The sequence below is a fragment of the Streptomyces sp. NPDC058650 genome (genome assembly GCF_042717315.1).
GTDB lineage: Bacteria > Actinomycetota > Actinomycetes > Streptomycetales > Streptomycetaceae > Streptomyces.
The window spans coordinates 378,802-391,674 of the sequence record NZ_JBHXRL010000003.1 but is presented as its reverse complement, the minus strand read 5'-3'; the positions used below and the strand labels follow the sequence as shown (position 1 = coordinate 391,674).

Below are 12,873 nucleotides of genomic sequence, written 5' to 3'. Positions count from 1 at the left end.
AACCGCCTGCGTGTCGCGCGTCAGGTTTTCCATGCCCCTCGTGCCGCGACGGTGCGGGCGTAGTCGGTGAAGTCGCGGGGCGGGCGGCCCAGCACCTTCTCCACGTCCCCGGTGACCGAGCCCAAGGCTCCCGTGCGGATGTGGCCGTACAGGTCGATGGTGAGCCGGATCCATTGCTCGGGCCTGAATGGGCTGGGTGTTGGACAAGTGCTCCGCCGGTCAGGCGTCCCAGGCACGAGGACGGTTCAGCTCTTCCCACTCGGGGCGGAGTAGCGAGAACACGGCGAGGTCATGGCGGCGGCCGCGGTGGAGGCAGGCGCTGCGGCTGACCCCTTCCTGGGTGAAACCGGACTTGGCAAGGACGGCGAGCGCGGGGGCGTTGTCGGTGTGCGTTTCCGCCGTAAGCCGATACATCGGGAGCTCGCCGAAGGCTAGGTCCACCACGGCGTCCAGGGCAGCGGTACCGTGGCCGTTCCCGCGATGTCGAGCAGCGAGCATCAGCTCGACCTGGGCCGTGCCGTTGACGATGTTCTGGCCGGTCAGTGCGATGTAGCCGACAGGGGTGCTGCCGGAAGGGTAGATGAGGAAGTCGTCGCGATCGTCGTCCTCGATGTTGCGCTCGATGCGCTCGCGCATGGCGGTGAGTGAGCGTGGCCAGATGCCTATTTGGTAGGCGGCTACGGGGTCGGATCTCCAGCTGTGCATGAGCTCGGCGTCGTCGATGTCGAGTGCTACGAGGCCGACGGACTTGGCCCGCCAGGAAAGCTCCCTTTCAGCCTCTGCGTCATGCTCGTCGACTGCAAGCCTGATGTTCTCGGTCATAGGCGGATGCTATGGGTGCCTTCGGGCCGGGACCACCGCGTTTCTCCGCTCAGTGGCCCGTCGTCATGTCTGGTCAGCGACGAGCCCGGATGATGTCTCGGCGTCGAAGCCAGGCGGGCGGCCTCCGGCGCGGCCTCGGCGTAAGCGGTGGCCGACCTGGTCCGCGGGCTGCGGAATGACGGCCCGGATCCCTCGGCGACGGAGATGCCCACGGATCGCGCGGGAAGAACAGGCGCGATCAGCGAGGACAGCCGCGGGCCGGTTTCTTGGTCTGCCGACCCCGCTTCGTGGGATCCGGATTCCGGCCATGACCGCCTCGAAGGCCGGCGCGTCACCGGCCTGGCCCGCAGTGACATGGATGGACAGAGGTCGTGCCCGGCTGTCACTGGGCCAGGTGGACCTTCGTACCCAAGCCACCACGTGAGCGTCCCAGAGCGTGGCTCAGACCGGCCGGGCGGGCGACGATCACACCGACCAGGGCGAGGACCGTGGCCAGGTTTCTCATGGAATTCCCTTTCGCTCGGAGGGAGGGAATCGCGAGAAGAACCGGGCGCGGCCGGGGCCACTCACCCGGCGGTTCATTAACCGGTTAACTTCAAGGGAGCCGTCGCGAGCACCCACCGAGTGATGCCGACGGGTTCAACCGGCCATAGAAGAAAGGGAAGTTGAGGCATCGAGAACCGAGCCCGACCCTCGTCTCTCCGTGCCGCCCACCTCGTGAAGGTAGGGTCGGGGTATCGAGGGTTCAGGATGGAGCTGGGGTGGCAGTGAAGCGGCCGACGATGACGGACATCGCGCGTCGGGCGGGTGTGTCGAAGGTCGCGGTCTCGTACGCGCTCAACGGCCAGCCCGGGGTGTCGGAGACCACGCGCGCCTCCATCAAGAGCATCGCGGAGGAGCTGGGCTGGCGCCCGAACAGCGCCGCCCGGGCTCTGACCGGCGGGCGGGCTCAGGCGGTCGGGCTCGTCGTCCGGCGGCCGGCCCGGACCCTCGGAGTGGAGCCGTTCTTCATGGAGTTCATCAGCGGTGTGGAGACCGTACTCGCCGAGCGTTCGTACGCCTTGATGCTGCAGATGGTGGCGGACCAGGAGCAGGAGATCGAGGTCTGTCGGCGCTGGTGGGGCGAGCGGCGGGTCGACGGCGTCTTCCTGATGGACCTGCAGACCGACGACGGTCGGATCCAGGCCGTCCAGGACATCGGCCTCCCCGCGGTGGCCATCGGACCACCGGACGTCTCCGGGGCCCTGCCGGCCATCTGGTCGGACGACGCCGAAAGCGTGCATGAGATCGTGCGGTACCTGGCGACGTTGGGACACCGACGGATCGCGCGGGTCGCCGGCCCCGCCGACCTCGCGCACACGGCCGTCCGTGACGCCGCGCTCCGCGACGCCTGCCGGGACGCCGGTCTCCCCCCGGCCACCGTGATCCACACCGACTACACGGGAGACGAGGGCGCGCGTGCCGCGCGAGCCCTGCTGATCGCGCCCGAGCGGCCGACGGCGATCGTTTTCGACAACGACATCATGGCGGTCGCCGCGCTCTCGGTGGCGCAGGAGCTGAACCTGACCATCCCCGTCGACCTGTCGGTCGTCGCCTGGGACGAGTCGCCGCTGACCCAGGTGGTCCGTCCGACGCTGTCGGCCGTCACCCGTGACATCCCCGCGTATGGCGCCCATTCCGCGACCGCGCTGCTCGCCGTCATCAACGGGGAGGAGGTCGGCGACATCCGCGAGGGACACGCCCGCTTCACGCCCCGGGCCAGCACCTGCCCGCCGCTGCCGAAGCCGACCCCCACCTGACACGGCCACACGCGGGCGGGGCCGGCCCGTCCCCTCGTACGGACCGTCACCTCGTACGGCCCCGCCCCTCGTACGGCCCGGCCCCTCACCACGGTCCACCCGGCTATTTGGTGGCGCCCTGGGCGAAACCGTTGTAGATCCAGCGCTGGAGCAGCAGGAAGATGATCAGTGTCGGCAGGATGACGAGGATCGCTCCGGCCGAGATCGCCTCCCAGTGCGCTCCGAAGGGCCCCTTGAAGCGGAACAGCGCTGTGGAAATCGTGCCGAGGTCCTCGGAGTGCATGTAGAGGAAGGGAATGTAGAAGTCGTTGTAGGTGGTGATTCCCTTGATGATGACGACGGTGGCGATCGCCGGCTTGAGCAGCGGGAAAATGATCTTCCGGTAGATCGTGAAGGCGTTGGCGCCGTCGAGCCGCGCCGCCTCGTCCAGCGACGTGGGAATGCCGCGGATGAACTGCAGGAAGACGTACACGGAGACGATGTCCGTACCCATGTAGAGCAGGATCGGGGCCCAGCGGGTGTCGATCAGGCCGAAGCCGTTCATGACCTGGAAGGTCGCGACCTGAGTGGTGACGGCGGGGACGAGCGTCGCGACGAGGAAGAGGGCCATGACGAGCTTCTTCGCCCGGAAGTCGAAGCGGTCCACGGCGTAGGCCGTCATCGAGCCGATGATCACCGTGCCGCCGATGGAGAAGAACAGGATGAAGGCGGTGTTCCCGAAGGCCATGAGCATGTTGCCGTCGGTGAACGCGGTGACGTAGTTGTCGAGGTTGAACCAGTTTCCCGGCAACGAGAGTGCACCGCCGTCGTCGAGCTCCTGCGATGTCTTGAGGGAGGTGAGGAAGACGACGGTCAGCGGCAGCAGGACGACCACGGCGGCGGCGAGCAGCGACACATAGGTCAGCACGGTCCCGAGGGGGAGGCGACGCCGCTGCCGGGAGACGCGGGCGGGAGCCGGGTCCGCGGTGCGGTCGGGGACCGGGGCGGTGCGGTCGGGGACCGGGGCGGTGCGGCCGGGGACCGGAGCGGTGCGGTCGGGGGTCATACGAGGTCCACCTTGTCGTCGGGCACGAGGCGGCGCTGGATCCAGGTGATCAGGAGGATGATCAGGAGCAGCACCACGGCGGCGGCCGAGGCCAGGCCGGTCTTGTTGAACTGGAAGGCGAGCTTGATCGTCTGGATGACGAAGGTCTGGGTGCCGGTCGCACCGCCGGTCATGATGTAGGGGATCTCGAAGACGGACAGGGAGCCGGAGATCGCGAGGATGACGCTGAGGCTGATGACGGGCTTGATGCTCGGGGCGATGATGTGCCGGAACTGCCTCCATCTGCTCGCACCGTCCAGCTGGGCCGCCTCGTAGAGCTCGCCGGGGATGGACTGGATGGCGCCGAGGAAGAGGACGAAGTTCAGTCCGGTGAAGCGCCAGACCGAGACGCCGGCGAGCGAGACGTTGGCGGAGGTCGGATCGCCGAGCCACGGGTGGTCGGTGCTGACCCCGAGCCAGGCCAGTACGGAGTCGAGGGTGCCGCCGTCCTGGAAGAAGTACAGGAAGACGAAGCCGATCGCCACGCCGTTGACGAGGTAGGGGAAGAAGAGGATCCCCTTGAAGAAGTTCCTGAACCGCAGGTCGAAACTGAGGAGCACGGCGAAGTACAGCGCGACCGCGATCTGCACCACGGACGCCGCCAGGTAGTAGCCGCTGACGAAGAAGACCCGGAAGAGCTCGGGGCGCGTGAAGATCTGTACGTAGTTGTCGAAACCGACGTTCTCCCGGTCCGGACTCACCCCGTCCCAGTCGGTGAAGCTGTACGAGATCATGCTCGCCACGGGGACGTACGTGAACGTGATCAGCAGCGCGAGCGGGCCCGCCAGGAAGAGCCAGGGCGTGATCCGGCGGAGTGGTGATCGTCGCCAGGAACGCGGCGGTCCCGCCGCGGGGGCTCGGCGCCGGCGCGACGGCCGGAGTCCTCTGCGCGAACTGCTTCCCTCGTCTGTCTTGTCCGTGGCGGATCGCCGGGTCATCGCGGCGCCTCCGGGGGCGGTGTCGGTTGTCTGGGTCATGTCGGCCTTTCGTGTCCGCGGCTGCGGGAGGTCCAGGGAGCCCCGGCCGGTGTCGTACGGCCGGGGCCCACTCCACCGGTCCGTCAGGAACCGGTGGTCTTCGCCGCCTCGTCCCACCGTTTGTTCAGGTCGGCGAAGAAGTCCTCGGCGCTGCCCCGCGCCGCGCCCCGCGCGGTGTCGATCAGCTTCTGCCGGTAGTCGGGCTTGTTCAGACCGATCTCCGCCGCGTCGTCGATGTCGTTGACCGCCGCCGTCTTCGACTCGGAACGGTCGAAGAAGATGACATCGTTGTCAACGTAATCCTTGAGCGTGCCCGGCATGGGAGCGGACTTGACCGCGGACACCACACCCTCCTTCTCCGGGAAGCCGGACTTCTCGGTGAACCAGTCGACCCAGGCGCGCGCCGCGGGCTTGTTCCCGGAGTAGGCGCTCACGGCCTGCTGGTAGTCGGAGACGAGGGCCGCGCAGAACTTGCCGTCCTTCTGGACGGGGAACGGCATGAAGCCGATGTCCTCCGCCTTGAGACCGGCGTCCTTCGCCGCGCCCTGCATCTGCGTGATCGACCAGGAGCCCAGCATCATCGTGGCGATCTTGCCCTCCGCGAGCAGGGCCTTGGAGGTCTCCCAGTTGGTGGTGGTGGGGTCCTTCTCCGAGAGCCCCTGCTTGGCGATGTCGTAGAGCAGGGTGTCGATGGTGCGGAGCTCGCCGCCGTCCTTCCAGGGCGAGACCGGCCCGGCGAGCTTGTTGCTCGCGTCCGCGTCACAGCCGACCGAGCCGTTGTTGGCGGTCCACTGGACCAGCGGCCAGCCGTCCTTGAAGTTCGTGTAGTACGGGGTCGCCCCCGTCTTCTCCTTGATCGCCTTCAGCCCCGCGAGGAACTCCCGCGGCGTCTTCGGCCACTCGGTGATGCCGGCCTTCCTCCACAGCGCCTTGTTGTAGACGAAACCGTTGGCGGTGCCGAACTGGGCGATGCCGTAGACCTTGCCGTCCACCTCGGCCTTGTCGCTGAAGCGGTACTTCGACGACAGCTCGGCGGTGGTGCCGAGGGGTGCGAAGAACTTGGGGTAGTCGTTCTTGGCCACCGCGGCGGGGATGAGGAGGACGTCACCGTACTCCTTGGTGTTCATCCGGATCTTCACCTCGCCCTCGTAGTCGGTGATGCCGTCGAACGACACCTTGACCTTGGGGTAGATCTTGTTGAACTCGGCGGCGTAGGCCTTCATGACCCCCTTCTGGACGAGGTCGGTCCGCTGCGTGAGGACCTTGATCTCGCCCGAGACCTCCTTCGGGTCGGACGGAGCGGCCGCCGTCTCCCCCGTGGCGACCGCGCCTCCCCCGCTGCACGCCGACAGGACCAGCATCGCGGCGGCCAGCACAGCGCCCGAGAGCACCGGCGTCTTCTTGTTCCCCATCGCCAACTCCTTCAAAGTCACGGCTCAGGTCATCGGTGGGATGTCGGCACTATGTCAGCCGTTCGTGAACCGGTAAAGTGCTCATTTCCAGCGTGATGCTCAATCGTTACCACGGCCCGCCGGGCATCAAGATCTGAGGAAGCCGCGCGTGCGGCTTGACACTCGCCGTTGAGCTCTGGAGCTTGACCGGTTCATGGACAGTTAAGTAAATGTACGACTAGCTTGTCGGCCCGTATACGCATCCCGCCCCCCTGCCAGGCGATTGGAGCCGCACACAATGAAGGACGTCACAGAACTGCACGAAGGCTGGAGCCTGCGCCACGAGGACGCACGGCTCCCCGCCCAGGTGCCCGGCTGTGTCCACACCGACCTGCTCGACGCCGGGGTGATACCCGACCCGTTCCTCGGCCTCGGCGAGACCGAGATCGCGTGGGTGGGGCGGCGGGCCTGGTCGTACGTCACCGACCTCGCCCACGACAGCGGGCACGAGCGGTCCGAGCTGGTCTTCGAGGGCCTGGACACCGCCGCCGAGGTACTGGTCGACGGCGAGTCGCTCGGCTCCACACGGAACATGCACCGCGTCCACCGCTTCGACGTGACCGGGCGGACCGGTCCGCTGGAGGTGCTCTTCACCTCGGCGTACGACGAGGCCGAACGGGTCCGCGCCCTCACCGGCGACCGGCCCAACGTCTACCCCGAGCCCTTCCAGTACATCCGCAAGATGGCCTGCTCGTTCGGCTGGGACTGGGGTCCCACCGTCGTGACGGCCGGCATGTGGCGCCCGGTCCGCCTGGAGCACTGGTCGACCGCGCGGCTCGCCGAGGTCCGCCCGCTGGTCACGGTCGACGGCACGGTCGACGGCACGACCGGCGGCGTCGAGCTCCGCGTGCGCGCCGCACGCACCGAGACCGGAACCGGCCGCCGACTGACCCTCCGAGCCACCGTCGGGGGCTCGACCGCGGAGACGTCGTTCGAAGGCGAGGAGACGGTGCTGCGCCTGGAGGTCTCCGAGCCGGAGCTGTGGTGGCCACGCGGGTACGGCACGCAGCCGCTGTACGGGCTCGATGTGACGCTCCTCGACGAGGACGGCGCCCCGCTCGACCACTGGTCGCGGCGGATCGGCTTCCGTACGGTCGAGGTCGACCGGTCCGCCGACGAGCGCGGCACCGGCTTCACCTTCGTCGTCAACGGCGTGCGGATCTTCGCGCGCGGCGTCAACTGGATCCCGGACGACGTCCTGCCCTCCCGGGTCACTCCCGACCACTACCGCACCCGCCTCACCCAGGCCGCCGAGGCCAACATCGACCTGGTCCGCGTCTGGGGCGGCGGCATCTACGAGGACGACGCGTTCTACGACGTCTGCGACGAGCTCGGCCTCATGGTCTGGCAGGACTTCCTCTTCGCCTGCGCCGCCTACCCGGAAGAACAGCCACTGCGCGGCGAGGTCGAGGCGGAGGCGCGTGACAACGTTGTCCGCCTGATGCCGCACCCCAGCCTGGTCCTCTGGAACGGCAACAACGAGAACCTCTGGGGCTTCCGCGACTGGGAGTGGGAAGCGCCCCTCGCCGGTGACTCCTGGGGCGAGGGGTACTACCTCGGGATCCTGCCCCGGATCGTCGCCGAGCTGGACCCGACCCGCCCGTACACCGCGGGCAGCCCCTGGTCCGGCTCCTGGGACCACCACCCCAACGACCCCCGCCACGGCACCCACCACTCCTGGGAGGTGTGGAACCGCCAGGACTACGCCGAGTACCGGGCCGACGTGCCCAGGTTCTGCGCCGAGTTCGGATGGCAGGCCCCGCCCGCCCTCGCGACACTGCGGCGCGCCCTCCCCGGTGAGGAGCTCGCCCCGGACTCCCCCGGCATGCTCCACCACCAGAAGGCCGAGGACGGCAACGGCAAGCTCGACCGCGGCATCGAGCGCCACTTCGGCTTGCCGGAGAACGACTTCGACCGCTGGCACTACCTCGCCCAGGTCGTCCAGGCCCGGGCCGTCGCGGCGGGCATCGAGCACTGGCGCGCCCACTGGCCGGTCTGCGCGGGCACAGTCGTGTGGCAGCTCAACGACTGCTGGCCGGTGAGCTCCTGGGCCGCGATCGACGGCGACGGCCGCCTCAAGCCGCTCTACCACGAGCTGCGCCGGGTCTACGCCGACCGCGTCCTCAGCCTCGTACCCGACGGGGAAGGCCCGGTCCTCGCTCTCGACAACCAGTCCGGCACCGCCTGGAAGACCGCGGTCACCCTGCGCCGGCTCGACGCGGACGGCACGGTGCTCAAGGAGGCCGCGCTCGACCTGGAAGCGGAGGCGCGAACGGTCGTACGGCTGGTCGTCCCTTCCTCGCTCCTCCCCGAGAGCGGCTCGTCGAAGGAGCTCCTCGTAGCGGACGCGGACGGGCTGCGGGCCGTGTATCTCCCCGTGTACGACAAGGAGTTCGCGTACCCGGAACCCGTGTACGACGTGCTGATCGAGCCGCGCGCCGAAAGCGGTGCGGTGGACGTGGTCGTCACCGCACGGACCCTGGTACGGGACCTGCTCCTCCAGGCCGACCGTCTCGCCCCGACAGCCGGCGCCGACCTCGGCCTGGTCACGCTGCTGCCCGGCGAGGAGGCCCGCATCACCGTCACCGGATGGACGGGCACCGACCCGGAGGCCGTCCGGGCGGCCCTGTTCAGCGTGGGAGCGGTGTGAGCGCCTCAGCCCCTCGCGTCCCCGGCCCGCGCGTCACGATCAATGACGTCGCCGCGCGGGCGGGGGTCTCCAAAGGAGCTGTCTCCATCGCCTTCAACAACCGTTCGGGAGTGTCCCCTTCGACCCGGGATCGCATCTTCGAGGCCGCCAGGGAGCTCGGCTGGAGCCCGCATCAGGCTGCGCGCAACCTCTCCGGACGCCGGGCGGGCATCATGGGTCTCGCGCTCTGCCGACCTGCTCGGCTCCTCGGACTCGAACCGTTCTACATGGAGTTCATCTCCGGCATCGAGGACGTCCTCGCCGGACGCTCCTGCTCCCTGCTGCTCCGCCTCGTCCGCGACCTGGACGAGGAGACCGCCCTGTACCAGGAGTGGTGGCGCAGCCGGACCGTCGCCGGGGCGATCCTGGTGGACTTCCGCCAGGACGACTCCCGGATCCCTCCGCTGCGGGCCCTCGGCATGCCCGCCGTCGCGGTCGGGCATCCGTCGCTGACCGGCGGGTTCCCGTCCGTCTGGACGGACGACGCCTCGGCGGCGGCCGAGGCGGTGCGGTACCTGGCGGCGCTCGGCCACCAGCGGATCGCCCGCGTGGGCGGCCTCTCGGGGCTCGGCCACAGCGGGATCCGGGCTGCGGCCTTCGAGGCCACCATGGCGGAACTGGGTCTGGACGGGCGCCGCCAGGTGTCGACCGGCTTCGCGGGTGAGGAGGGGGCACGGGCGACCCGCAGTCTCCTGATGTCTCCGGACCGGCCGACGGCGATCGTGTACGACAACGACATCATGGCCGTCGCCGGGGCCGCGGTGGCCGCGGAGATGGGGCTGTCGGTCCCCGACGACGTCTCCCTGCTGGCCTGGGACGACTCGCAGTTGTGCCGGCTGACGCACCCTCCGCTGTCGGCGATGAGCCATGACGTCCACCAGTTCGGCGAGGTGGTCGCCCGAACCCTGTTCGGGGTGATCGAGGGCACTCACGAGGGCGCCTTCCAGGTGCCCACGCCGTCCCTGACGCCTCGGGGGTCCACGGGGCCGCCACGCCGTGCGTAGCCGGTTCCGTCACGACGATGAGGGGCTGCCTCCCCGTGGGGGAGGCAGCCCCTCATCGTCATGATCCCTTCACCGGGTGCGGCAAGGGGTCAGCCCTTGACGCAGGAGACGCCGTCGAGGCTGAAGGAGGTGGGCACCGCACCGGCCCCCGTCACGTTGACGCCGAAGCTCACGGCACCTCCGACCGGGATGTCCTCGGTCCAGGACTGACTGGCGGCGCGGACCCGCCGGCCGTCCTGGGCGACGGTGGCGTTCCAAGCGGAGTTCACCGTGCGGCCGTTCGGGAGGTCGAAGCCGAGCTTCCACCCCTTGACCGGCTGCTCGCCGGTGTTGCGGACGGTGACGTCGGCGTTGAAGCCGGTGCCCCAGTCGTCGAGACGGTAGGCGACGGCGCAGCCGCGCCGGTAGACACCGGCCTCGTGCGAGGTCCGGCGGATGCCGTCCGGACCGTTGAACAGCCGCTCGCCCCAGGCCGTGAGCTGCGTCGCGTCGAAGTCCCGTCGCGAGGTCGAGGTACTCGACGCCCCCGCCGTTACCGCTCCAGGACCAGCCCAGGTAGCCGATGTCCAGCCTGCGCGCGGTGGCCATGATGGCGTCCTCGTCGGGGTTGCCGTCGGAGTGGTCGTATCCGAACTCGCCGACGAGGATCGGGAGTCCGCGGTCGGCGAAGCTGCCGAGGTACTCCTCGACCTCGGCGGCGGTGTCGTAGACGCCGTACATGTGGATCGAGAAGAGGGTGTTGCGGTCGGGGTCCGAGGCGAAGACGGCGGGCGCGTTCTCGCGCATGGTGTTCGACCAGTCCTGGCCCCAGTTGGGGGCGTCCACCATCAGGGTGTGGTCGAAGCCGGCCGCGCGCAGCCGCCCGATCGCGTCCTTGGTGTCCTGCGTCCAGGCGGTGTAGCCGGCGTTGCCGTGCGGCTCGTTGCCCAGGTTGACGATGACGTACTTCTCCTGGCCCTTGAGGGCGCTCGCCACCTCCAGCCAGTAGTCGACGGCCTCGGAGAGCGAGGCGGCACCGCCCTGCTCTCCGTAGCCGGTGGTGTCGTGCGCCTCCAGGACACAGACCAGACGGTTGGCCTTGCACTGGGCGACGACGGTCGCCACGTCCGCCGCGTCGTTCTTGGTCCAGCGGGTGCCGGTACTGAGCACCACCCGGGCCGAGTTGGCTCCGAGTGCCTTGATGTCGGACAGGGACTGCTCCGTCCGGCCGGTGTACCAGGTGTGGGCGTGGTTGACGCCCCGGAGGACGAAGTCCTTGCCGGTGGCGTCGACGAGCCGTCCGTCCACGACACGGAAGCCGTCGGAGCGGTCGGCGGCGTGGGCCGTGACGGGGACGGAGGTGATCGTGGCCGCGAGAGCGAGCGTCGTCGCTGCCGAGAAGACCCGTGTCCTGTTCATGTGGTGCTCCCAACTCGGTGCCGCGTCGAGGGCCCGGAGGCGTCGGCGCGGCCATGCCTGACATGGAGTGAGATCGCGGCCTGTCGGGGTCGGTGTGCCCCCGGGCGGGCCCACGGGTGGTGGGCAGACCGCCGCCGGGCCCCACTGCTCGGCGTATTGCTGCGGCTCGTTCCGAGCAGTGGGGGTGACCGCCGGCGGTCAGGTCAACGCCTTTGGTCGATCAGCGTGTGTTCCTGCCGGTTCCTGGCGGCCGAGTTGAGGCTAGATGCCTGAATGGCTGATAACAATAGCCACAACATAACCGGTTAAGGTTAGTTCTGGTTTTGTTGTCGCCGACATGATCACCCGACGGCGCCGGCAGTCCCCGTCGTGGCACGGAAGGCGATGCCGACGCCCTGTAGGGCGGCTTCGGCACCTGCGGGCAGGTACACGGACTGGCCTGCTCCGATACTGAGCGCCTCACCGTCAGAGGAAACGGCGACGGCGCCTTCGGTGCAGAGAACGATCTGCGGGGCGTCGAGCAGCAGGGGCCTCGGCGGCTCTCCGGCCCTGACGGCGTACCGCGACAGGCGGAAGTCGTCGACCGGGGCCGGATACACCCCCTCACCCCCGTCCTCGCGGGGCGTGAGGACGCGTGTCGGCAGCGCGCCGAAGCGGACGACGCGGACGAGCTCGTCCGCGTCGACGTGCTTGGAAGTGAGTCCACACCGCAGGACGTTGTCGGAACTCGCCATGATCTCCACGCCGAGACCGGAGAGATATGCGTGAGGAACGCCGGCGCCGAGGAACAGCGCTTCGCCAGGGAACAGTTCGACGTAGCGGAGCATGAGCGCGGACAGCAGGCCGGGGTCGTCCGGATGGGCGCGTGCGACGGCGGCGTACGCGTCGACGTCGGAGGAGGCGTCGACACCGGCCCCGCCCGAGCCGGCGGCCGCCACCAGCGCCTGCGCGACGGCGTCCAGCAGCCCCGGGATCGGGCGGAGAAACGCGCGGAACACCTCGGCGAGGGCTTGCGCCTCGGGGACGACGCGCAGCGTTTCGGCGTACGGCCGCAGGGCCGGAACCTTCAGGGAGTCGAGGAGATCGGCGCAGTCCTCAGGAGTCCGGAATCCGCACAACCCGCGGAAGGGGGTGAGGGCAACGATCATCTCGGGCTTGTGCTGGGCGTCACGATAGTTGCGGTGCGGCGCATCCGCGGGCACCCCGAGAGCGTTCTCGCGCGCGTACCCGGCCTGCGCCTGGGCGAGGTCGGGATGCACCTGCACGGAGAGCGGCGCGTCGGCGGCCAGCAGCTTGACCAGGAAAGGGAGGCGGGGGCCGAACCGGCGCATCGTGGCCGCTCCGAGCTCGGGCTCCGGGGCCTCGGAGATGACCTGGTCCAGAGGGACGGCTCCCTCGCCCCTCACGACCCGGGACGGTGCTGCCGGATGGGCACCCATCCAGAGTTCGGCCTGGGGCGCGCCGGTGGGCGACAGGCCCATGAGCTCGGGCAGCAGCGTGGTGGAGCCCCAGTCGTAGGGCTGGACGGTGTTCTGAAGAAGATCCACGTACTTTTCCTGGGACGCGTACGGATGAAAGGGAAGGAACGCGACGCCGCCGCGACACAACGACTCCCCGCGACCGCACGCGTGCGGCGGGCCGGGACGTGA

At 69.2% G+C, this 12,873-nt stretch carries 8 protein-coding genes and 2 pseudogenes; 3 read left to right on the top strand and 7 right to left on the bottom strand.

What is annotated here, in order from left to right; translation table 11 throughout:
* Positions 1 to 219: 219 nt before the first annotated feature.
* Complete coding sequence (locus ACFWWU_RS07785; protein ID WP_384140456.1) at positions 220 to 822, bottom strand: GNAT family N-acetyltransferase; 603 nt, start codon at positions 820 to 822, stop codon at positions 220 to 222.
* A 96-nt stretch (positions 823 to 918) separates the two neighbouring features.
* Positions 919 to 1,273, bottom strand: a pseudogene (locus tag ACFWWU_RS07780) (transposase); the annotation flags it as partial.
* Between the two features lie 316 nt (positions 1,274 to 1,589).
* Between ACFWWU_RS07780 and ACFWWU_RS07775 the strand changes: the two are divergent.
* A complete protein-coding gene (locus ACFWWU_RS07775) occupies positions 1,590 to 2,621 on the top strand; it encodes a LacI family DNA-binding transcriptional regulator (protein WP_384140673.1) in 1,032 nt (343 codons plus the stop codon).
* A 103-nt stretch (positions 2,622 to 2,724) separates the two neighbouring features.
* Here ACFWWU_RS07775 and ACFWWU_RS07770 read toward each other — a convergent pair whose 3' ends face one another.
* From ACFWWU_RS07770 to ACFWWU_RS07760, 3 genes are all read right to left on the bottom strand, one after another.
* Positions 2,725 to 3,666 (bottom strand): carbohydrate ABC transporter permease, encoded by a 942-nt coding sequence (locus ACFWWU_RS07770; protein ID WP_384140453.1) that lies wholly within the window; start codon positions 3,664 to 3,666, stop codon positions 2,725 to 2,727.
* On the bottom strand, positions 3,663 to 4,643 hold the full coding sequence (locus ACFWWU_RS07765; RefSeq protein ID WP_384140670.1) for a carbohydrate ABC transporter permease: 981 nt from the start codon (positions 4,641 to 4,643) through the stop codon (positions 3,663 to 3,665). The genes ACFWWU_RS07770 and ACFWWU_RS07765 overlap by 4 nt, the downstream gene beginning before the upstream one ends.
* A 122-nt stretch (positions 4,644 to 4,765) precedes the next feature.
* Positions 4,766 to 6,094 (bottom strand): ABC transporter substrate-binding protein, encoded by a 1,329-nt coding sequence (locus ACFWWU_RS07760; protein WP_384140450.1) that lies wholly within the window; start codon positions 6,092 to 6,094, stop codon positions 4,766 to 4,768.
* A gap of 277 nt (positions 6,095 to 6,371) precedes the next feature.
* Here ACFWWU_RS07760 and ACFWWU_RS07755 point away from each other — a divergent pair, with 277 nt between their 5' ends.
* Together ACFWWU_RS07755 and ACFWWU_RS07750 are read left to right on the top strand one after the other, a co-directional pair.
* On the top strand, positions 6,372 to 8,783 hold the full coding sequence (locus tag ACFWWU_RS07755; protein ID WP_384140447.1) for a glycoside hydrolase family 2 protein: 2,412 nt from the start codon (positions 6,372 to 6,374) through the stop codon (positions 8,781 to 8,783).
* Positions 8,780 to 9,826, top strand: coding sequence for a LacI family DNA-binding transcriptional regulator (locus ACFWWU_RS07750; RefSeq protein ID WP_384140444.1), 1,047 nt, complete (start codon positions 8,780 to 8,782; stop codon positions 9,824 to 9,826). The genes ACFWWU_RS07755 and ACFWWU_RS07750 overlap by 4 nt, the downstream gene beginning before the upstream one ends.
* A gap of 89 nt (positions 9,827 to 9,915) precedes the next feature.
* Here the strand turns inward: ACFWWU_RS07750 and ACFWWU_RS07745 are convergent.
* Positions 9,916 to 11,224: pseudogene (locus ACFWWU_RS07745) on the bottom strand (cellulase family glycosylhydrolase).
* Positions 11,225 to 11,565: 341 nt separating this feature from the next.
* Positions 11,566 to 12,771: a mannose-6-phosphate isomerase, class I gene (manA, locus tag ACFWWU_RS07740; RefSeq protein ID WP_384140441.1), complete on the bottom strand. Its 1,206-nt coding sequence runs from the start codon at positions 12,769 to 12,771 to the stop codon at positions 11,566 to 11,568.
* Positions 12,772 to 12,873: the final 102 nt, after the last annotated feature.